The 21,182-nt window shown below is 63.9% G+C and carries 16 protein-coding genes; 12 read left to right on the top strand and 4 right to left on the bottom strand.

What is annotated here, in order from left to right; translation table 11 throughout:
- Positions 1 to 55: 55 nt before the first annotated feature.
- Positions 56 to 1,675, top strand: coding sequence for a WG repeat-containing protein (locus HU720_RS15875; protein ID WP_186520885.1), 1,620 nt, complete (start codon positions 56 to 58; stop codon positions 1,673 to 1,675).
- 209 nt (positions 1,676 to 1,884) lie between these two features.
- On the opposite strand, the gene HU720_RS15870 is transcribed toward HU720_RS15875, so the two are convergent.
- Positions 1,885 to 2,862, bottom strand: a complete 978-nt coding sequence (locus tag HU720_RS15870; RefSeq protein WP_186520884.1) for a DUF1853 family protein — start codon at positions 2,860 to 2,862, stop codon at positions 1,885 to 1,887.
- A gap of 44 nt (positions 2,863 to 2,906) precedes the next feature.
- Here HU720_RS15870 and HU720_RS15865 point away from each other — a divergent pair, with 44 nt between their 5' ends.
- The 10 genes from HU720_RS15865 (at position 2,907) to HU720_RS15820 (ending at position 14,531) form a co-directional block, all read left to right on the top strand.
- Positions 2,907 to 3,797: an NAD(+) kinase gene (locus HU720_RS15865; RefSeq protein WP_186520883.1), complete on the top strand. Its 891-nt coding sequence runs from the start codon at positions 2,907 to 2,909 to the stop codon at positions 3,795 to 3,797.
- Positions 3,797 to 4,768 (top strand): metallophosphoesterase, encoded by a 972-nt coding sequence (locus HU720_RS15860; RefSeq protein WP_186520882.1) that lies wholly within the window; start codon positions 3,797 to 3,799, stop codon positions 4,766 to 4,768. Before HU720_RS15865 ends, HU720_RS15860 begins: the two co-directional genes overlap by 1 nt.
- Positions 4,765 to 5,631 carry a rhomboid family intramembrane serine protease gene (locus HU720_RS15855; protein ID WP_186520881.1) on the top strand — a complete coding sequence of 289 codons (867 nt, stop codon included), beginning with the start codon at positions 4,765 to 4,767 and terminating at the stop codon, positions 5,629 to 5,631. Before HU720_RS15860 ends, HU720_RS15855 begins: the two co-directional genes overlap by 4 nt.
- 13 nt (positions 5,632 to 5,644) lie before the next feature.
- Positions 5,645 to 5,905 carry a DUF1315 family protein gene (locus HU720_RS15850; protein WP_186520880.1) on the top strand — a complete coding sequence of 87 codons (261 nt, stop codon included), beginning with the start codon at positions 5,645 to 5,647 and terminating at the stop codon, positions 5,903 to 5,905.
- Positions 5,902 to 6,732, top strand: coding sequence for a DUF2797 domain-containing protein (locus HU720_RS15845; RefSeq protein WP_186520879.1), 831 nt, complete (start codon positions 5,902 to 5,904; stop codon positions 6,730 to 6,732). The genes HU720_RS15850 and HU720_RS15845 overlap by 4 nt, the downstream gene beginning before the upstream one ends.
- Before the next feature lie 12 nt (positions 6,733 to 6,744).
- Positions 6,745 to 9,402: an aminopeptidase N gene (gene pepN, locus HU720_RS15840; RefSeq protein WP_186520878.1), complete on the top strand. Its 2,658-nt coding sequence runs from the start codon at positions 6,745 to 6,747 to the stop codon at positions 9,400 to 9,402.
- Between the two features lie 271 nt (positions 9,403 to 9,673).
- Positions 9,674 to 10,690 (top strand): YCF48-related protein, encoded by a 1,017-nt coding sequence (locus HU720_RS15835; protein WP_186520877.1) that lies wholly within the window; start codon positions 9,674 to 9,676, stop codon positions 10,688 to 10,690.
- Positions 10,687 to 13,080, top strand: a complete 2,394-nt coding sequence (locus HU720_RS15830) for an RND family transporter (RefSeq protein WP_186520876.1) — start codon at positions 10,687 to 10,689, stop codon at positions 13,078 to 13,080. Before HU720_RS15835 ends, HU720_RS15830 begins: the two co-directional genes overlap by 4 nt.
- Positions 13,081 to 13,147: 67 nt before the next feature.
- Entirely contained in the window at positions 13,148 to 13,435 is a 288-nt protein-coding gene (locus HU720_RS15825) for a DUF5629 family protein (RefSeq protein WP_238337707.1), read from the top strand.
- Positions 13,401 to 14,531: a lactonase family protein gene (locus tag HU720_RS15820; RefSeq protein WP_186520875.1), complete on the top strand. Its 1,131-nt coding sequence runs from the start codon at positions 13,401 to 13,403 to the stop codon at positions 14,529 to 14,531. The genes HU720_RS15825 and HU720_RS15820 overlap by 35 nt, the downstream gene beginning before the upstream one ends.
- 183 nt (positions 14,532 to 14,714) lie before the next feature.
- Here the strand turns inward: HU720_RS15820 and HU720_RS15815 are convergent, their stop codons facing one another.
- From HU720_RS15815 to HU720_RS15805, 3 genes are read right to left on the bottom strand one after another with little or no spacing between them, the layout of a single operon-like run.
- The gene (locus HU720_RS15815; protein ID WP_186520893.1) at positions 14,715 to 15,308 is read right to left on the bottom strand and encodes a glutathione S-transferase N-terminal domain-containing protein; all 594 of its coding nucleotides are present in this window, start codon (positions 15,306 to 15,308) and stop codon (positions 14,715 to 14,717) included.
- Positions 15,305 to 18,949 (bottom strand): AAA family ATPase, encoded by a 3,645-nt coding sequence (locus HU720_RS15810; protein WP_186520874.1) that lies wholly within the window; start codon positions 18,947 to 18,949, stop codon positions 15,305 to 15,307. The genes HU720_RS15815 and HU720_RS15810 overlap by 4 nt, the downstream gene beginning before the upstream one ends.
- Entirely contained in the window at positions 18,946 to 20,184 is a 1,239-nt protein-coding gene (locus HU720_RS15805; protein ID WP_186520873.1) for an exonuclease SbcCD subunit D C-terminal domain-containing protein, read from the bottom strand. Before HU720_RS15805 ends, HU720_RS15810 begins: the two co-directional genes overlap by 4 nt.
- A 320-nt stretch (positions 20,185 to 20,504) precedes the next feature.
- On the opposite strand from HU720_RS15805, the gene HU720_RS15800 reads away from it, so the two are divergent.
- Positions 20,505 to 20,924: a DUF2628 domain-containing protein gene (locus HU720_RS15800; protein WP_186520872.1), complete on the top strand. Its 420-nt coding sequence runs from the start codon at positions 20,505 to 20,507 to the stop codon at positions 20,922 to 20,924.
- Positions 20,925 to 21,182 lie beyond the last annotated feature (258 nt).

The following is a 21,182-nucleotide window of genomic DNA, read 5'->3' as shown; positions in this document are numbered from 1 at the left end:
CAGGTGGTGGCGCAAAGCCTCTATCGATCTTCAATCGCACAAGGATTCTGTGTCAATGAAACTGCTTTCTAACGCGCCGCGTGTGGTGCTGTTCTCTGCCTTGACGGCTGTACTGGCTGGCTGCGGCCAGACCTCGGCGGTCAAGACCCCTGCCATCGCCCAGATGACCATCCCGCTGTGCGTCAACGAACAGTGCGCGGTGCTCGACCAGACCGGCGCCCTGCGTGTCGGCCCCGACAACGATTACGCGCAGATCTACACCCAGCCGTTCACCAATGCCTTCATCTTCGCCCGTGGCGATTACTGGAACCTGGCCAGTGGCGATGGCAAGCAGGTGCTGCGCGCCGACCTCACGGATGAGGTGTTCACCCTGACCCCAGGCCTGTTCGGCTTTGTTCGTGACGGCAAGGTCGGGGTGATGGACGAGCAGGGCAAGGAAGTCCAGCCAGCCATCTACGACAACGTCTTTGTGGGCGGCAATGACCAGTTCATCGTTGCCGAGGTCGGCGAGTTGCGCGGCTTCCTGACGCCCACTGGCGAGAAGATCAGCGAGCCGGTATTCGACTCGATGTATGTGCGCGACGACTTTGCCAAGCGCGGCAACTGGGTGCTGGCTGAGCGCGATGGCCAGAGCTGGGGCTACAACCTGCAGACCAAGGTGCTGCGCAAGCTCGACTTCGACACCATTGTCAGTGCTGCCGACGGCCAACTGGTGGTGTCCCGCGAAGGCACCGCCGGCAAGGGCCTGGCCAATGCCGCAGGCGATGTGGTCATTGCCCTTGGCAAGGACTGGCTGGGTACCCCAGGCGGAGGCCTGGTGGCGTTCCGTGACGGTTACGACCAACCTTGTGGCTACCTCGACTACCAGGGCAAGGTGGTTATCGCCGCGCAGTACCAGAGTTGCGAAAGCTTCGGCAAGGCCGGTGGCATGGTGCAGTTGCCACGTACCGAGCAGGACCGTGGCAAGGCCGGCATGATCGACCGCAGCGGCAAGTGGCTGATCGAACCTGAGTACGATTCTGTCGGTGATGCAGGCCTGGGCCTGATGGGCATGAGCGGCCACCGCGACGGCTTCAACCACATCGGCAAGCTGCAGAACGCCTTCCTGGCCACCTACGGCGTGGTTGACCTGGACCAAGGCAAAGTCGTGCTGGCCCCGACCTATCAGCAGGTCGGCGTGCTCACCGCCAAGCGCTTTGCCTTCACCGAGCTGAAGTCGCCGCGCAAGACTGTCAGCATGATGGGCATGCCGACCGAGACGGCCACCGTTGGCCTGATGGACGAGCAGGGCAAGGTGCTGATCAAGCCCGAGCAGTTCATCGGCCTGACCTTGCTGCCAGACGGCGAGCACCTGCTGGCCAGCGAAGGCAGCACCTCGGACGCCCCGCGCGCGCTGTACAACCTCGATGGCAAGCTGCTGGTGCCGGCCAAATGGCAGGACGTGCAGGTGGACACCGCGCGCGGCGCGATCTTCGGCTACCGCGTCGAAGGCAATGGCGATGACGCTGTGCGCACGCTGCGGGCCTTGTATCGCCTGGACGGCAGCGTAGTGTTCGACACCAACACCTTGCCGTGTGGTGCCGAGCAAGTGGTCGATGGCAAGGGCCAGATACTCTGGCCCAAGGATGCCCAGGCCCATTGCCCGGCGCCAGAGCCGGTCGCTGCAGCATCCTGAATTGAGCGGGGCTGCTTTGCAGCCCGCTTTTGTGCAAGCCTGCTCGGGCCTCACGCAATCCGTGTAGGAGCGGCCTTGTGCCGCGAAGGGGGGCGAAGCGCCCCCTGGATTTGTGCTTCAAGCTGATATCGGTGGGGGCGCTTCGCCCCCTTCGCGGCACAAGGCCGCTCCTACACGGGATCGCGTGGCTTGTGCCTTTGCATAAAAGCTTACCGCTCCGGCAGATACGGCCAGCTGTCTGCCACCAGAAACACCCGCTCTACCTCTTCCCAGTCGCCGTCTTCGCGTTCCTGCATGCGTGTCAGCAGCTGCGCGGGCGCATGCGCCTCCAGCCCTTTACGCCAAGCCTCCAGGCGCGCCGGGCTCCACAATTGATCGACTGTCACCCGCGCTGGCGCCAGCCAGGCCTGACGCGGTTGTGGCTGCCAATGCTGGCTTGCGTCCGCTGCCCATTGCCGCTGGTGCAGCCAGCCCCCGCGCAGGTGTTGGGGATGGCTGCCGAGCGGCGCCTCGGCGCAACCTTGCGGATAAAACAGGTAGCCACCCAGCCACAGGTGGGCCTGCACCTGCGTCACCCCCACGCTAGCCAGTACCTCGCGGCCTTGCGCTGCGTCCGACATCGGCAACTGATGGCCAAGCAGGTGGGCAAGCTTGTGCCCCAGCCGATCATGGCAGCCTGGCCCCAACCAATTGTCCGGATCGCTGCCGGGGCAACGGGGCGGCCCGAGGTAGAGCTTTATCGCAAGCTCCAGATGATGGTCGCCCTCACGGTCACGCAGCACGATATCCAGCTCGCCCAAGGTATGCCCACCATTGCGGATAGCAAGGTTGGCGGCCAGCAACTCGACCCCTGGCGCTTGCTGTAACGCAAACTGCCATAACCGTTCGTAATACAGCCCGAGGCGGCGGCTGCTCAGGCGCACCAGCCAGTTGAGCAGTGGCGCTGGGTCATGGTCCAGGGCCAGCAGCCAGTCGGCCAGGCGCGCCGGATCGTCGGCCCAGGCGCTGGCGGCAAGCGGGTGGCGCTGCGGGCAGGGGGCTGCGCCGAGCAGCGGCGCAGACAGCATCACCCAGGCCAGATCGCGTACGGCGGGGTGGCGCAGGCGGGGGAGCAAGGGCGCAAGGTCGGCGAAGGGCATCATCCCGCGAGCATAGCCGGTTTGCCGCTGGCCGGTGGTTTCGCCCATAATCGCGCTATCGTCACCCCGCCGCAGAGCCTTGCAGGAGCACCATGGAGCAATTTCGCAATATCGGTATCATCGGACGCCTTGGCAGCTCCCAGGTGCTCGACACCATTCGCCGACTGAAAAAATTCCTCCTCGAGCGCCATCTGCACGTGATCCTCGAGGACACCATCGCCGAAGTGCTGCCCGGCCACGGCTTGCAAACCTCCACCCGCAAACTGCTCGGTGAAGTGTGCGACCTGGTAATCGTGGTCGGTGGCGACGGCAGCCTGCTGGGCGCCGCCCGCGCCTTGGCCCGGCACAACATCCCGGTGCTGGGTATCAACCGCGGCAACCTCGGTTTTCTGACCGACATTCGCCCCGACGAGCTGGAAGAAAAAGTCGCCGAGGTGCTCGACGGCCATTACCTGGTCGAGAACCGCTTCCTGCTGCAGGCCGAGGTGCGCCGCCATCACGAGGCCATTGGCCAAGGCGATGCCCTCAACGATGTGGTGCTGCACCCTGGCAAATCGACGCGGATGATCGAGTTCGAGATCTATATCGATGGCCAGTTCGTCTGCAGCCAGAAGGCCGACGGCCTGATCGTCGCCACCCCGACCGGCTCCACCGCCTACGCGCTTTCGGCCGGTGGCCCGATCATGCACCCCAAGCTCGACGCCATCGTCATCGTGCCGATGTACCCGCATACCTTGTCGGGCCGGCCCATCGTGGTCGACGGCAACAGCGAGCTGAAAATCGTCGTGGCCAACGACCTGCAGATCTACCCCCAGGTTTCGTGCGACGGCCAGAACCACTTCACCTGCGCCCCCGGTGACACCATCACGGTCAGCAAGAAACCGCAGAAGCTGCGCCTGATCCACCCGCTGGGGCACAACTACTACGAAGTCTGCCGCACCAAGCTCGGCTGGGGCAGCCGCCTGGGAGGCAGGGACGACTGATGCTCGATCCGGCCCGAAGTTTCGACATCATCGGCGATGTGCACGGCTGCGCGCACACCTTGGAGCGCCTGCTCGATGCCCTCGGTTACAAGCGGGTCGCCGGTGTCTGGCGCCACCCACGGCGTCAGGCGTTGTTTCTGGGCGACATCGTCGACCGCGGCCCGCGCATTCGCGAGGCTTTGCACATCGTCCATGACATGGTCGAGGCTGGCCAGGCCTTCTGCATCATGGGCAACCACGAGTACAACGCGCTCGGCTGGGTGACCCCGGCGCTGCCAGGCAGCGGCCAGACCTTCGTGCGCGAGCACACTCCGCGCCATGCCCGGCTGATCGACGAAACCCTTACCCAGTTCGCCCACCACCCGGGCGACTGGCACGACTTTTTGCGCTGGTTCTACGAAATGCCGCTGTTCGTCGATGCCGGGCGGTTCCGTCTGGTGCACGCCTGCTGGGACCGGCAACTGATCGAGCCGCTGCGCAAGCAGTTCCCCAACGGCTGTGTCGATGAGCACTTCATCCAGGCTTCGGCGGTGCCCGGAAGCTTTGCCGGCAACGTCTGCAACCGCCTGTTGCGTGGCACCGACATGCGCCTGCCAGACGGCCTGACGCTGACCGGCGGCGACGGCCTGACCCGCGCGTTCTTCCGCACCAAGTTCTGGGAAGAAGACCCGCAGACCTACGGCGATGTGGTGTTCCAGCCCGATGCACTGCCCGACGACGTGGCCCGCGCGCCGCTCAGCCACAGCCAGAAGAACGCGCTGCTGCGCTATGGCCCTGACGAGCCCTTGCTGTTCGTCGGCCACTACTGGCGCAGTGGCCGGCCCGCGCCGATCCGCGGCAACCTGGCCTGCCTCGACTACAGCGCCGTGCTGTACGGCAAGCTGGTCGCCTACCGGCTGGATGATGAAACCGCGATCGACCCGCACAAGTTCGTTTGGGTCGACGTCGAACGCCCCCAGGACAGCCAATGAACGTGATCGAAGTGATGCGCTTGCCGGTGACCGTCGACCTTGGCGGTTTTGTTGCGCTGCTGCGCCGCTTGCAAGTGCCGCACCGGGTGGTGGAGGAGGGCGAGGAACAGGTGCTGTGGGCGCCACCGGCAATGGCCGAAGACGTGCTTGAACTGTACCGCCGCTACCCCGAGGGCAACGAGCAGGTCCAGCTCGCCGAACCTCTGCCCGAAACCGCACGGCCATCGCTCAAGGACCAGGCCCGGGCCTGCAAGGTAACGGCTGCGGTGCTGTTGCTGAGCCTGCTGGTGGCCGGCATCACCAGCCTTGGCGATAACCTGGCCACTATCGCCTGGTTCAGCTTCCTGCCGTTTCAGGTGCAGGGCGAGTACCTGTACTTCACCGGCTTCGCCCAGAGCCTGGCCGAGGGCCAGTGGTGGCGCCTGGTGTCGCCGATGCTGCTGCATTTTGGCGTGCTGCACCTGGCCATGAACGGCATGTGGTACTGGGAACTTGGGCGGCGCATCGAACTGCGCCAAGGCCCGTGGGTGCTGCTTGGGCTGACGCTGCTGTTCAGCCTGGTGTCCAACCTGGCCCAGCACTTGAGCAGCGGGCCTGGTTTGTTCGGTGGCCTGTCAGGTGTGCTCTATGGTTTGCTCGGGCATGTCTGGCTGTACCAGTGGCTGGCGCCCAATCCGCTGTTCAAGCTGCCCCGTGGCGTATTGGCAATGATGCTGATCTGGCTGCTGGTGTGCCTGAGCGGGGTGGTCGGCAAGCTCGGCTTCGGCGAAATCGCCAATGCCGCCCATGTGGGCGGCCTGCTCATCGGATGCGTCACCGGGCTCTTGGGTGGAATGATCGGCAAGCGTAAACTGTCCGCCTGACTGAGGAGGATTCATGTCCACGTTCGCCCAAATGATCGAAAACATCACCCCGGAAATCTACCAAAGCCTGAAAACGGCCGTAGAAATCGGCAAATGGTCCGATGGCCGCAAGCTCACCGCCGAGCAGAAAGAGCTGTCGCTGCAGGCCGTGATCGCCTGGGAAATGCAGAACCTTCCCGAAGACCAGCGCACCGGCTACATGGGCCCGCAGGAATGCGCCTCGAAGTCCGCGCCGATTGCCAACATCCTGTTCAAGTCGGACTCGGTACATTGATCGAACTCGCTCGTGGCTCGTTGAGCAAGATGTCGGTGCGCCTTGATGGCCAGGTTGCCCAGTACAGCTTTCGCCTGGATGACACGCAGGTGCCGGTCAACCCGCTGATTGGCCAGTCGCTGCGCCTGGAATACCTCGGCGCCATCCATTGCAGCCACTGCGGCAAGCGCACCAAGACCAGCTTCAGCCAGGGTTACTGCTACCCGTGCATGACCAAGCTGGCGCAGTGCGATATCTGCATCATGGCCCCGGAACGCTGCCACTATGACGCCGGCACCTGCCGCGAGCCGTCGTGGGGCGAGCAGTTCTGCATGACCGACCATGTGGTGTACCTGGCCAATTCTTCGGGTATCAAGGTGGGCATCACCCGCGCCACTCAGTTGCCGACCCGCTGGCTTGACCAGGGCGCCAGCCAGGCGCTGCCGATCATGCGCGTGGCTACCCGTCAGCAATCGGGCCTGGTCGAAGACCTGCTGCGCAGCCAGGTGCCAGACCGCACCAACTGGCGCACGCTGCTCAAGGGCAGTGCCGAAGTGCTCGACCTGGTAGCCGTGCGTGAGCAGATTTTCGACGCTTGCGCCGATGGCCTGCGTGAATTGCAAGGTCGCTTTGGCCTGCAGGCTATCCAGCCGTTGGCCGATGCCGAGGTTGTGCAGATCGACTACCCGGTGCAGGCCTACCCGCAAAAGATCGTCAGCTTCAACCTCGACAAAAACCCGGTAGTGGAAGGCACGCTGCTGGGCATCAAGGGCCAGTACCTGATCTTCGATACCGGCGTGATCAATATTCGCAAGTACACGGCCTATCAACTGGCCGTGCTCCAGTAAAGGATCGTCACCATGCGCACCGAACAACCGCAAGTGATCTACCTGAAGGATTATCAGGCGCCCGAGTACCTGATCGACGAGACGCACCTGACCTTCGAGCTGTTCGAGGACCATAGCCTGGTCCATGCGCAACTGGTCATGCGCCGCAACCCCGAGCGCGGTGCCGGCCTGCCGCCGCTGGTGCTCGACGGCCAGCAACTGCAACTGCTGCGCGCGGCCCTGGACGATAAGGAACTGGCCGCAGGCGAGTACACGCTCGACGACAGCACGCTGACCGTGCAACCCACCGCCGAGCACTTTACCCTCGACACCAGCGTGAAGATTCACCCCGAGAGCAACACCGCACTCGAAGGCCTGTACAAGTCCGGCAAGATGTTCTGCACCCAGTGCGAGGCCGAGGGCTTTCGCAAGATTACCTATTACCTCGACCGCCCGGATGTGATGAGCCGCTTCACCACCACGGTGATCGCCGAGCAACATCGCTACCCGGTGTTGCTGTCCAACGGCAACGAGGTCGGCAGCGGCCCGGCCGAAGACGGTCGGCACTGGGCCACTTGGGAAGACCCGTTCGTAAAACCTGCGTACCTGTTCGCGCTGGTGGCCGGTGACTTGTGGTGCGTCGAAAGCAGCTTTACCCGCCAGTCTGGCCGCGACGTGGTGCTGCGCATCTACGTCGAGGAAGAAAACCTCGACAAGTGCGACCACGCCATGGTCAGCCTGAAGAAGTCGATGCGCTGGGACGAGGAAGTCTATGGCCGTGAGTACGACCTGGACATCTTCATGATCGTCGCGGTCAACGACTTCAACATGGGCGCCATGGAAAACAAGGGCCTGAACATCTTCAACTCCAGTTGTGTGCTGGCCCGCGCCGAAACCGCCACCGATGCCGCCCACCAGCGCGTCGAAGGCGTGGTCGCCCATGAGTACTTCCACAACTGGTCGGGCAACCGCGTCACCTGCCGCGACTGGTTCCAGCTGTCGCTCAAGGAAGGCTTCACGGTGTTCCGCGATGCCGAGTTCAGCGCGGACATGAACTCGCGCACGGTCAAGCGCATCGAGGATGTGGCCTACCTGCGCACTCACCAGTTCGCCGAAGACGCAGGCCCCATGGCGCACCCGGTGCGCCCGGACAGCTTCATCGAAATTTCCAACTTCTACACCCTCACGGTGTACGAGAAGGGCGCAGAAGTGGTCGGCATGGTCCGTACCCTGCTGGGCCACGAAGGTTTCCGCAAGGGCAGCGACCTGTACTTCGAGCGCCACGATGGCCAGGCGGTGACCACCGACGACTTCATCAAGGCCATGGAAGACGCCAATGGCGTTGACCTGGCCCAGTTCAAGCGCTGGTACAGCCAGGCTGGCACGCCGCGCCTGGCGGTCAGCGAGGCCTATGACCCGGCAGCCCGCACCTACAGCCTGACGTTCCGCCAGAGCTGCCCGGCGACGCCTGGCCAGGCCGAGAAACTGCCCTTCGTCATCCCGGTGGCGCTGGGCTTGCTCGACGGCGCAGGCCAGGACCTGCCGTTGCAACTGGCCGGCGAAAGCGCAGCCTTGGGCACCAGCCGCGTGCTGTCGGTGACCGAAGCCGAGCAGACGTTCGTGTTCCAAGGCATCGACGCCAAGCCGCTGCCATCGCTGCTGCGTGGCTTCAGCGCGCCGGTAAAACTGAGCTTCCCCTACGACCGCGATCAGTTGATGTTCCTCATGCAGAACGACAGCGACGGCTTCAACCGCTGGGAAGCGGGGCAGCAGTTGTCGGTGCAGGTGCTGCAAGAGCTGATTGGCCAGTACCAGCGTGGCGAAGCGCTTGCACTCGACCAGCGCCTGCTCGCAGCCCTGGGCGCCGTGCTGGGCAACGCATCGCTCGACCCGGCCATGGTCGCCGAGATGCTGTCGCTGCCGGGTGAGGCGTATCTCACCGAAATCAGCCAGGTAGCCGACGTCGACGCCATTCATGCGGCGCGCGATTTCGCCCGTCAGCAGATCGCCGAACACCTGTTCGACGGCCTGTGGGCGCGCTACCAGGCCAACCGCGAAGTGTCGCGGGCAACGCCTTATGTGGCCGCAGCCGAACACTTTGCCCGGCGCAGCCTGCAGAACATCGCGCTGTCGTACCTGATGCTCACCGGCAAGCCGCAGGCGCTGGAAGCGGCGCTTGAGCAGTTCGAGCACAGCGACAACATGACCGAGCGCCTTACCGCGCTGGCGGTGTTGGTCAACTCGCCGTTCGAGGCTGAACGCGCCAAGGCGCTGCAAGCCTTTGCCGAGCACTTCAAGGACAACCCGCTGGTCATGGACCAGTGGTTCAGCGTGCAGGCGGCCAGCAGCCAGCCAGGCGGGCTGGCGCGGGTCAAGGCGCTGATGCAGCACCCGGCCTTTACCTTGAAGAACCCGAACAAGGTGCGGGCGGTGGTCGGTGCGTTTGCCGGGCAGAACCTGGTCAACTTCCATGCCGCCGACGGTTCGGGCTATCGCTTCCTGGCCGACCTTGTGATCGAGCTTAACGCGCTGAACCCGCAGATCGCTTCGCGCCAGTTGGCGCCGTTGACCCGCTGGCGCAAGTATGACGATGCTCGCCAGGCGCTGATGAAGGGCGAGCTGGAGCGCATTCTTGGTTCGGGGGAGCTGTCCAGCGATGTGTATGAAGTGGTGAGCAAGAGCCTGGCTTGAGCTTGATGGGGCTGCTGCGCAGCCCTTTCGCGACACAAGGCCGCTCCTACAGAGGATCGCATTCCATTGTAGGAGCGGCCTTGTGTCGCGAAAGGGCCGCAAAGCGGCCCCAGCCATTTCGGCCGGTTAACAAAACATAACGTCCCGCTCGTTGTTTTCTGTCGGACAATCCCGCTAGCATGACTAAAAGCTATTCCAGGGCTCTGGAACAGGGTTTTCGCAGCACCTGGCAATAGATTGACCCGCGACAAGAACATAACAGGGGGCAGTCATGACACAGCGAATCAGGCCACGCGGCCGGTTTGCCACCAGCGCCATGCTGGCGCTGGTACTGGGCATCGGTGCCAGCGACGTGCAAGCGGCGGTGGCCGCCGAGCAATACTCGGTCGAGTCGGCCAAAGCCGCACAAAGCCTGCTGATCGCAGCCACCCACGCCGGCAAGCGGCTGGTGGTGGTCGGCGATCGCGGCCACATCCTGTTCTCCGACGACCAAGGCCAGACCTGGACCCAGGCTCGGGTGCCCACCCGGCAACTGCTCACTGCCGTGTTCTTCCTCGACGACAAGCGCGGCTGGGCCGTTGGCCACGATGCGCAGATTCTTGCCAGCAGCGATGGCGGCGCCACCTGGAGCAAGCAGTTCGAAGACCTGTCCCGTGAAGCCCCGCTGCTCGATGTGCGTTTTCTCGATGCCCAGCACGGCTTTGCCGTGGGCGCCTATGGCGCACTGCTCGAAACCACCGACGGCGGCCAGCATTGGCAGGACGTCGCCGAGCGCCTGGACAACCCCGACCAACTGCACCTGAACGCCATCACCGAGGTCAAGGGTGCAGGCCTGTTCATCGTTGGCGAGCAGGGCAGCATGTTCCGTTCAAGCGACGCAGGCCAGGCCTGGAGCACGGTGCAAAGCCCTTACCAGGGCTCGCTGTTCGGCGTCATCGGCACCGCCCAGCCCAACACCCTGCTGGCCTACGGGCTGCGCGGCAACCTGCTGCGCTCAACTGACTTTGGCGACACCTGGCAGCCCATCGCGCTCAATGCCGAGCGTGGCCCGCTCGAATTCGGCCTGGCAAGCGCTACGCTGTTGCAGGACGCCAGCCTGGTGCTGGTCGGCAACGGCGGCAGCGTGCTGCGCAGCAACGATGGTGGCCAGACCTTCAGCGTGCGCAACCGCGCCGACCGCATCGCCCTGGCCGGTGTCAGCGGCCTGGCCAATGGTGGCCTGCTGCTGGTAGGGCAGGGCGGTGTGCACCTGGCCAGCGCCGATGGCCTGCAGGAGGCACGCCCATGAGCAGCCGGGAGAGTTTCGACATGCAACACAAGGACAAGCCTACCCTGCTCGAACGGCTGATCTTCAACAACCGCCCGGCAGTCATCGCCATCTGCATCTTCGTGAGCATTTTCCTGTTCTGGCAGGCCACGCAGATTCGCCCCTCTACCAGCTTCGAGAAGATGATCCCGCTGCAACACCCGTTCATCGAACAGATGATGGAGCACCGCAACGACCTGGCCAACCTGGGCAACACCGTGCGCATTTCGGTGGAAGCGGTGAACGGTGACATCTTCGACAAGGACTACATGGAGACCCTGCGCCAGATCCATGACGAGGTGTTCTACATTCCCGGCATCGACCGCGCCGGGCTCAAGTCGCTGTGGAGCCCCAGCGTGCGCTGGAGCGAAGTCACCGAAGAGGGCTTTTCTGGCGGCGAGGTGATCCCCAACACCTACGACGGCTCCCAGGACAGCCTCGATACCCTGCGTGACAACGTGCTCAAGTCCGGCCAGGTGGGGCGCCTGGTGGCCAACAACTTCAAGTCCAGCATCGTCGATATCCCGCTGCTGGAAAGCTACCCCGACCCGCAGGACCCAGGGCGTCAGGTCAAACTCGACTACCAGCAGTTCTCTCACCAGCTCGAAGAAAAGATCCGCGACAAGTTCCAGGCGCAGAACCCCAACGTGAAGATCCACATCGTCGGTTTTGCAAAAAAGGTCGGCGACCTGATCGACGGCCTGGTGATGGTGGTGATGTTCTTTGGCGTGGCGTTGCTGATCACCTGGGCACTGCTGTACTGGTTCACCTGGTGCATCCGCAGCACCATCGCCGTGCTGGTTACCACCCTGGTGGCGGTGGTCTGGCAGTTGGGGCTGATGCACGCGGTCGGCTTTGGCCTGGACCCGTATTCGATGCTGGTGCCGTTTCTGATCTTCGCCATCGGTATTTCCCACGGGGTGCAGAAAATCAACGGCATCGCCTTGCAGTCCAGCGACGCCGACAACGCCCTTACCGCTGCCCGGCGCACCTTCCGCCAACTGTTCCTGCCCGGCATGATCGCCATCCTGGCCGATGCGGTGGGCTTCATCACCCTGCTGATCATCGATATCGGCGTTATTCGCGAGCTGGCCATCGGCGCGTCCATTGGCGTTGCAGTGATCGTGTTCACCAACCTGATCCTGCTGCCGGTAGCTATCAGCTATGTCGGCATCAGCCAGAGGGCCATCGCCCGCAGCAAGAAGGACGCGACCTGCGAGCACCCGTTCTGGCGCTTGCTGTCCAACTTTGCCAGCCCCAAGGTGGCGCCGGTTTCCATCGTGCTGGCGCTGCTGGCCTTCGGCGGCGGGCTCTGGTACAGCCAGAACCTGAAGATCGGCGACCTCGACCAGGGCGCCCCGGAGCTGCGCCCGGACTCGCGTTACAACCAGGACAACGCCTTCATCATCAACAACTACTCGACCAGTTCCGATGTGCTGGTGATCATGGTCAAGACGCCCGCCGAGCAGTGTTCGGTGCATGCCACCCTGGCGCCCATCGATGAGCTGATGTGGACCATGAACAACACCCCAGGGGTGCAGTCGACCATCTCTCTGGTGACGGTGTCCAAGCAGGTCATCAAGGGCATGAACGAGGGCAGCCTGAAGTGGGAGACGCTGTCGCGCAACCCGGACGTGCTCAACAACTCCATCGCCCGCGCCGACGGCCTGTACAACGCCGATTGCTCGCTGGCACCGGTGCTGGTGTTCCTCAACGACCACAAGGCCGAAACCCTTGAACGGGTCACCGCAGCGGCCAAGGCCTTTGCCGACAGCCACAGCAAGGATGGCCTGCAGTTCCTGCTGGCCGCAGGCAACGCCGGTATCGAGGCCGCCACCAACGAGGTCATCAAGTCAGCCGAGCTGACCATCCTGATCCTTGTGTACCTGTGCGTCGGGGTGATGTGCATGATCACCTTCCGCTCGTTTGCCGCAACCTTGTGCATCGTGCTGCCGCTGGTGCTGACGTCGGTGCTGGGCAACGCGCTGATGGCGTACATGGGCATCGGCGTGAAGGTGGCGACGCTGCCGGTGGTGGCCCTGGGGGTGGGTATCGGCGTGGACTACGGCATCTACATCTACAGCCGCCTGGAAAGCTTCCTGCGCGCCGGCCTGCCATTGCAGCAGGCCTATTACGAAACCCTGCGCTCTACCGGCAAGGCGGTGCTGTTCACCGGGCTGTGCCTGGCCATCGGGGTGTGCACCTGGATCTTCTCGGCGATCAAGTTCCAGGCCGACATGGGCCTGATGCTGACCTTCATGCTGCTGTGGAACATGTTTGGCGCGCTGTGGTTGTTGCCGGCGTTGGCGCGCTTCCTGATCAAGCCGCAGAAGCTTGCGGGCAAGCAGGGCGGTTCGATCTTCGCCCACTGAGCAAAGGTCGGGGCCGCAATGCGGCCCCGCTGGGTATAATGCCCAGCCTATTGTTCTGGAGGCTGCCATGACCCTCGCCAACGCCCTCGCAACCTGTGACATGCTTCTGATCGACGGCCTGCACGCCTTCGATTTCACCTTCGACGATGCTGGCCTGACCATCGAATGCATGGACGGCCGCCAACTGCGCCGCTGGGTGTTCAGCGCCGAGCAGGTGGGGGCCGCCAGCGTTGCGGGTGATACCTGGACCCTGGCCTCTGCCGATGGCGAGCATCGTCTAGTCTGTATGAGTGCCTTTCGTGCCCCGGATGAAGACGACGATGAAGAACCGCTGGACGAACCTGTTGAGCGCTAGCCTGATGAGCCTTTCGCTGGGCGCCAACGCCGCAACCTTGCTGGTGGGCAGCTACACCGATGGCGCCAGCCAAGGGATCTACCGCTATACCTTCGACCCGCGCAGCGGCCATATCGGTGCCAAGCCGCAGCAGGTGGTCGAGGCCGTCAGCCCCTCGTGGCTGGTGCTGTCTGCCGACCAGCGCCTGCTGTTCGCAGTCAATGAAACCGCCCGGGGCCATGCCAGCAGTTTTGCCATCGACGCCAAGAGCCAGCTAAGCCCCCTCAGCCAGGTGCCCAGCGACGGCGACGAGCCGACCCATGCCAGCTTGAGCCGCGACCAGCGTTACCTGTTCGTGGCCAACTACGCCGTTGCCCCAGACCCCGGTGGCAGCCTGGTGGTGCTGCCGGTGGACAAGGACGGCAAGCTGCAGCCAGCGGTGCAACAGCTGCGCCATGCGCCGAGCAAGGTCAACCCCGAGCGCCAGGCCGGTGCCCATGTGCACTCGGTGGTGCTGTCGCCCGATGGCAGCCACCTGTATGCCAGCGATCTGGGCGCTGACAAGGTGTTCATTTACCGCTATGACGGCGCCAGCCCCGAGCACCCCTTGAGCCCCGCGTTGCCCGCCTCGGTCAGCTTGCCGCCCGGCAGTGGGCCGCGCCATCTGCTGTTTGATGCCAAGGGGCAGCATGCCTACCTGACCTTGGAGATGTCTGCCGAAGTGGTGGTGTTCGAGGTCAAGGACGGCGCCCTTGCCGAGCGCCAGCGGCTGCCACTGACCGAGCACACGCAAGCCGCAGCCAAGGCCGCCGGCGGCCTGCATCTGTCAGCGGACGGGCGTTTTTTGTACGTCAGTAACCGGGGTACGGCCAACCAGATCGTGGTGTTCGCGGTGGACAAGGCTGACGGTCAGTTGAGCCTGGTGCAACGGCGCTCCGTGGACGGTGACCACCCCCGCGAATTTGCCCTGGCCCCAGGCGGGAAGTTCTTGCTGGTGGCCAACCAGAAAAGCGACCAGGTCGTAGTCATGCAGCGTGACCCGCGCAGCGGCAAACTGGGCGATACGGTGCAGAAGTTCGATCAGCCAGCGCCTTCGGATTTGAAGTTTCTCGACTGATGGCGCTTTGCTTCGGTGAAATGCGTTAGTAGTGGCACTGCGCCATATGTTTTAATTGACGCTGTATTTTTGACTCATCGAGGGGCTGAGCATGATGTGGCGTATTACAGCAGTAGTGCTATTGGTGATGTCTGCGCCGATCCTGGCGATCTGAACTCAACCGGTGGTGGCAAACAGGCTAGATCACTTTGCCATCACCGCCTTGAACAACGCCGATTCCAGCCAGTTGTGCAGCCAGGTACGCAAGCGCGGGTAGGGCGCCTGGGCGAACCACGCAGGTTCTACCCCGGCAAACTGGCGCAGCAGAGGCAGCAGCGCCGCATCGGCCAGGCTGGGGTGGTTGGCTAGCAGGTAGGGGCTGCCTTCGAGCAGGCTTTCCAGCCTTGCCAGCCAGGTTTCGGCGTCCTGCCGATAATAGTCGCGAGAATGCTGAGGGTATCGCTCGGCGTATTTGTACAGGTTCACCTGCGCCTTGAAGGTGCTGTCGTTGCAGGCAATCAACGCTTCGGCTTGCTCGGCGCCAGCCCCATCTGCCATCAGGCGCCAATCGTCGGGGTCATGCCGGGCCAAGGCCCAGCGCATGATCTCAAGGCTCTCTTCCAGCACTTGAGCACCGGTATCGAGCACCGGCACTGTGCCCTTGGGCGACAGTGCCAGCAGCTCGGCCGGCTTGTTCTTCATCGCTACTTCACACACCTGCACGTCACACTCGGCGTAGCGCAGTGCCAGGCGTGCGCGCATCGCCCAGGGGCAGCGGCGGAACGAGTACAGGATCAACCGCACACCTCGACATCACTCAGGCCGTTACCTTGGCGCCGAACCTGGATCTGCACCGGGATCCGCTCGTGCATTTCTTGCACGTGGGAAATGACCGCCACCTTGCGGCCTTGGGCCTGCAGGCCGTCCAGCGCGTCCATCGCCAGTTGCAGCGACTCGGGGTCGAGGCTGCCGAAGCCCTCGTCGATGAACAGCGACTCGATGCGCAAGGTGCTGGAGGCCATCGACGCCAGGCCTAGGGCCAGGGCCAGCGATACCAGGAAGGTTTCACCGCCCGACAGCGAGTGCACCGAGCGCATCTCGTCACCCATCTCGGTGTCCAGCACCAGCAGGCCAAGGGCACTGCCGCCGCGCTTGAGACGGTAGCGCCTGGCCAGCTGGCGCAGCTGGCTGTTGGCATGGTGCAGCAGCAGGTCGAGGTTGTAGCCTTGGGCGATCTTGCGGAACACATCGCCTGAGGCCGAGCCGATCAGGCTGTTCAGCCGCGCCCAGCGCTGCCATTGCTGGTAGGCCTGGTCGATCTGTTCGCTGAGTGCGGCAGAGGCCTGCTGACGACGTTGGTCGTCGGCCTGGCGGGCACGCAGTTCGGCGCATTGCTGCTCCTGGCCGGCCAGTTGCTGCTGCAGGTCGGCAAGGCTCTGTTCGAGGGTTTCGACCGGCAGTTCGGCGTGGGCCTGGGCGCTGTGCTGTTGCAGGCGTTGTTCGCGCTCTTGCAACAACACGCGGCCCTGCTCGATGGCCTTGTCGGCGTTGTGCAACTGCTGGCGCAGCTCGGCCAGTTGCGTGTCGTCTATGGCCAGCAGGCGGTCAAGGCCGGCATCGTCAAGCTCGGGGTGTTCTGCTCGCCACTGCGCGATCTGCGCTTGCAGTTGCTGGTGCTCCTGCTCCAGTGCTTGCTGGCGCTGATGATTGGCTTTGAGCTCACCGGCCAGTTGCACGCCTTGGGTGCGCAGGTCTTGCACATGTTGGGCGCTCTCGGCCTGGGCGCTGCGCGCTTGCTCCAGTTGTGTGTCGACGTGCTGCTGCCAGGCTTCGGCACTGGGGTGTTCACCGAGCAATTCGGCCAGCGCGGCCTGCGCTTGCTGGCGCTGCGCCTCGGTGGTGGCGAGTTTTTGCCGCGCCTGTTGCAGGCTGAGCTGGCGGCTTTGCTGTTGGTCGCGCAGCTTGTCCAGTTGCTGCTGACGGGCCTGTTGTTCCTGCTGCTCGTCCTTGCGCTGGTCCAGTTGCTGGCGGCGCAGGACAATCTGCTGGTCGAGGCTGAGGAAGGCGTTGGCCGGGTCGTCGCGCAGCGCCTGGAGGATCTCGGCTGGCAGCACGCTGGCCAGGTCGTTCAGGCCTTGTTCGAGCTGCTGCTGATCGGCAGCCAGCGCCTGGTGCTGCTGGTCCAGATGGCGTTGGGCCTGCTGCTGCGCCTCGTTGGCCGCTTGCAGGCGCTGGCTGAGGCTGGCGGCTTCGCGTTGCAGGGTCAGCAACGCGCTCTGGCGTTTCTCATCGCGGTCGATTTCTTCGCCCAGGCGCCGTAGCTGGCCATCGAGCCAGCTGCTACGGGCCTTGTCGTCCTGCGGCGCGAGGGCGGGCCACAGGGCGTGGGCCTGGAGTTGGCCTGCAAGCGGTTGCAACTGTTCACCCAGTTGCAGTTGTTGCTGCTGGTATTCCTTGAGCTGGGCATTGATCACGCCCAGTTGGGTGCGCAGTTCGACCAGCTTGCCGTTGAGCTGCTCAACCTGCTTTTGCGCGGCGTCTTCTTCGGCCTGATCGTGCCGGCCCAGGCTCTGCAGCAAGGCCTCTGGCTGATGGAATGGGTGCTCGGCACTGCCGCACACCGGGCAGGCTTCGCCGTCGCGCAGCTGTGCGCGCAGGTCCTCGACGCTGCTGGTGCGCGCCAGGCGCTGGCGCTCGAGCAACTGCCGGGTGAGGGCCAGGGCTTGCTCGGCGGCTTGCAGTTCGGTTTTGGCTGCGGTGCCTTCGCCGATCAGTTGCTGGCGCTGCTGCATGGCCTGCTGTTGGCGCTCACGCAGGCTATCGAGGGTTTGGCGCAGTTCCAGGTCGCGGGCGTGCAGGCGCGACAGCTCTTCGACCGCGCGTTGCTGCTTGCGGTTGTCTTGCAGCATGCCGCCGAGCAGGTCGATCTGCTCAGCCAGGGCATGGGGCTCGGCGCCTGCTTCGCGAAAGAGCAGCTCGAAGCTGTCGCGTTGCGCTTGCAACTGCGCATTGGCCTGGCTGACCTGGGCTTGCAGGCCCGGCAGCTCTTCATGGCCTTTGCTCAGGCGCCCGCCAATCAACATCACTTGCTTGAGCTGCGGCAGGTAGGCCTGCCAGGCGTCGGCCAGGCTTGCCAAGTGCGTGCTCTGGGCGAGGGCTGCGTCGATCTGCGCCAATTGTTGCAGGCTGCGCTGTTGGTTTTCGTCCAGTTGCTGAACCTGTTGCTGGGCTTCTTCGACAGCGGCGGCGGCTTGCTGGCAGGCCTCGTTTTGCTCGGCAAGGTCGTTGTCGAGGCGGGCCAGATCGGCTTGGCCGGCAAAGGCCAGGCGTAGCTTCGGGGCGTCCTCGGCGTGTTTGGCCTGGTGTTGCTCAAGCGCCTGGCGAGCGCCGGCCAGGGCCTGCTCCTGTTCTTCGGTGCGCAGTTGCAGGGCAGACTGCTGCTGCTGTTGCTGGTCGATCTCGGCCAACAACGGCAGCAACTGCGCCGCCAGGCTTTGCAGGCGATGGAACTGGTGGCGTTGCGGCGCCAGGCGTTCGAGGCGCTGCAGGTCCAGGCGTTGCCCGGCCATTTGCTGCCATTGCTGTTCGGCGCTTTCCAGCGCCTGGCGGGCCTCGCTGTGCTGGGCCTGCAATTGCTGTTGTTCATTCAGCCAGGCGCGTTGCTGTTCAAGCTGGCGCTGGCGGGCCTGGTCGGCCTTGAACTGCTGCTGCGCCTGCTCCAGCTCAAGGTCGAGCGCGGCGCGTACTTCGGCATCCATCGGCAGCAGGTGCTCGGCCTGTTTTTTCAGGTCGCTGTGCGCTTCGGCGGTTTCGCGTGCCTTGCTGAATGCGCGTTGGCCCAGGCGGGTGTAGATCGCGGTATTGGTAAGCTTTTCTAGCAGTTCGCTGCGCTCACGGTCATCGGCCTTTAGGAAGGCGCCGAATTCGCTCTGGGCCAACATCACCGCACGGGTGAACTGCTCGAAGTTCAGGCCCAGGCGCGCTTCGACCAGTTGCTTGTATTCGTTTTTGCCGCTGCCCAGCAGTTGCTCGGCGTCCAGGTCGTACAGGCTCTGGCGGCTGTGCTGCAACTTGCCGTTGGCTTTCTCGCGGGCGCGGTTGGCTTCCCAGCGTGCGCGGTAACGGCGCCCGTCGATACCGATGAAATCCACCTCGGCGAACCCGCTGCCGGTACCGCGCCGCAGCAGGTTGCGCGGGTCTGAGGTGGGGATCTCGCCATCGGCGTCAGGCACCTTGGCTTCGCGGCCAATGTCGTTGAGCCTCGGCACGGTGCCGAACAGCGCCAGGCACAGGGCGTCGAGCAAGGTGCTCTTGCCGGCGCCGGTGGGGCCGGTGATGGCGAACAGCCCGGCGCTGGCCAGGGGCTCGGCAGTGAAGTCGATATCGACGGGGCCGGCAAGGGAGGCCAGGTTCTTCAGGCGGATGGCGAGAATCTTCATGGCTGTTCCTCTTCTTGCAGCACGTCCTGCAGCAGCTCGGCGAAGTCGGCCAGGGCCTGCTCATCGGCGGGGCTGCCGTAGGCCTGCTCCCAGGCGCGGCCAAACAGGTCGTGCGGGGTCATCTGGGAAAGCTCGACAAAGGCTTGTGCGTCGTCTGTATCACGGCCTGCGCCTGCGTATTCGGCGCTGATGCGCACCAGCCGCACGGCTTTGCCTTGCAGGGCGTTTTCCAGTTGCAGGCGCAGGTCTGGCTGCGGTTCGTCCAGGCGTACCCGGACCTCAAGCCACGGCTGGCGGTTGGGGTCATCGAGCAGGTCGATCACCGGCAGTTCGGCGAGCTGTTCGAGCAGCTCGCTCAGCGGTGCCGGGCCCAGCCGTTGCAGGGCTACGGCGCGCGGCACCAGGCGCGGCTCAACGCTGACCAGTTCGCTGCCGTCGAGCTCGACCTCCAGCACCTGGTGCGGGTAGTTGATTTCGGCGAACGACAGCGGGATCGGCGCGCCGCTGTAGCGGATGCGCGCCTCGCGGTTGACCTTCTGCGGTTTGTGCAGATGGCCCAGGGCGACGTAGGCGATGGCCTTGTCGAACAAGCGCGCCGGCAGAGCCTCGGCGTTGCCGATGATCAGGCTGCGCTCGGAGTCTTCGCTGATGCTGCCGCCGGCCATGTGCGCATGGCTGATGGCAACCAACGCCTGGTCTTTCTTGCGTTTTTTCAGCGCCGCCTGGATAAGTTGCTCGTGCACTTGGGTGATGCCTTGCAGGTAGTCATCGCCAAGGGTGGGGCCGGTGACTTCGGCGGGGCGCAGGAAGGGCAGGGCCAGGCACCAGGCGCTGACTTTGCCACGGGCGTTGGTGAGTGGGATCAACAGGCGCTCGGCATCGAGCTGGCCCTCGTCGAGCCAGTGCACGCGGCCCAGCGCATGGGTGCGCAGGCGACGCATCAAAGGCGCAGGCAGCTCGATGCGCGAACCGGAGTCGTGGTTGCCGGCAATCATCACGATGTCGAGTTTGGGCTGTTGCTCGTGGGCCTGGACGATAAAGTCGTATAGCCGTTCCTGGGCTTTGACCGGCGGGTTGACGGTGTCGAAGATATCGCCGGCGATCAGCAGGGCATCGGGGTTGCGCAGGCGCAGTTGGCCGAGCAGCCAGTCCAGGAAGCAATTGTGTTCGAAGTCGCGTTCCTGGCCGTGCAGGCTCTGGCCCAGGTGCCAGTCGGAGGTGTGAAACAGACGCATGGGTGACCTGTAGGTGTCGAGTCGTTGCTTTTAAGGGGCACTCGCAGAGGGCGGCTATGGTAACCCAACTGGGCCGGTTGCAGCGCCTGAGCGATGGCAGCTTGTCCGCTCTGCGTGGGGGTGATTAAATATTTGGAAACAAGGATGTTGAATGAACCCCGCCTCTTGCCTGCCCCCACCTGCCTGCCCGTGGATGCCATTGCCGTTGCCTTGGCCCGGGGATTGCGCGTGGGCGCAGGCCGGGCGCGTTTTTTGACCCTGCTTGCGGCGGCATGGATGCGCGCACCGCTTGCCTACTCGAAAGCCCCGAAGGAACGAAAATGGACAATATTTCGCTGAGCAAAGTTGATTTGAGCGGTTACAAGCCGAAATGGCAGGAGCGCTTCGCGTTCTTCGAGAAGAACGGCGGCCCGTTCAGCGAGACGTTCAAGGAGGCGTTCAAGGCATTGCCAACGGGCAAGCGCATGCTGATCAACATGAACTTCCTGGCCTTCTTCTTTGGGCCGATCTACCTGTTCGTGCTGGGGCTGTGGAAGAAGAACCTGGCGCTGCTGGGGATTTCGGTGGGCGTGGGCGTGGTATTGGCCATTTATGAAACAGTGACCGGCACGCTGCTGCCGCGTGCGCTGGATACCGGCATCAATTGCGGCTTGGCGGTGCTGTGGGCGATGACCACCAACTACGCCTATTACCTTAAAGAAGTGAAAGGCCAGCAGGGCTGGAACCCGTTCGAGAAATAAGGGGTTGGCCTGCGATGGCTAAAGGCCAGGCAACGCCGCTGTGTTTGCTGGCCTCATCGCAGGCTAGCGCCAGCTCCCACAAATACTACGCCAGCCTGTGATATAGAGGTCTGACACAGATCCTGTGGGAGATTCTATGGTTTTGTACGAACCTGTTCCCGCCAGACATATTTCCTTGTGGCGAGCTCCTTTGTGGCGAGCGGGCTTGTCCCGCGTTGGGCTGCGCCGCAGCCCTTGAGGTTTTCAGGGCTGCTGCGC

The sequence above is a fragment of the Pseudomonas sp. SWRI51 genome (genome assembly GCF_014268825.1).
Classification (GTDB): domain Bacteria; phylum Pseudomonadota; class Gammaproteobacteria; order Pseudomonadales; family Pseudomonadaceae; genus Aquipseudomonas; species Aquipseudomonas farsensis.
Note: the sequence above shows the minus strand (reverse complement) of the source record. Positions and strands in the feature narration are given on the sequence as shown.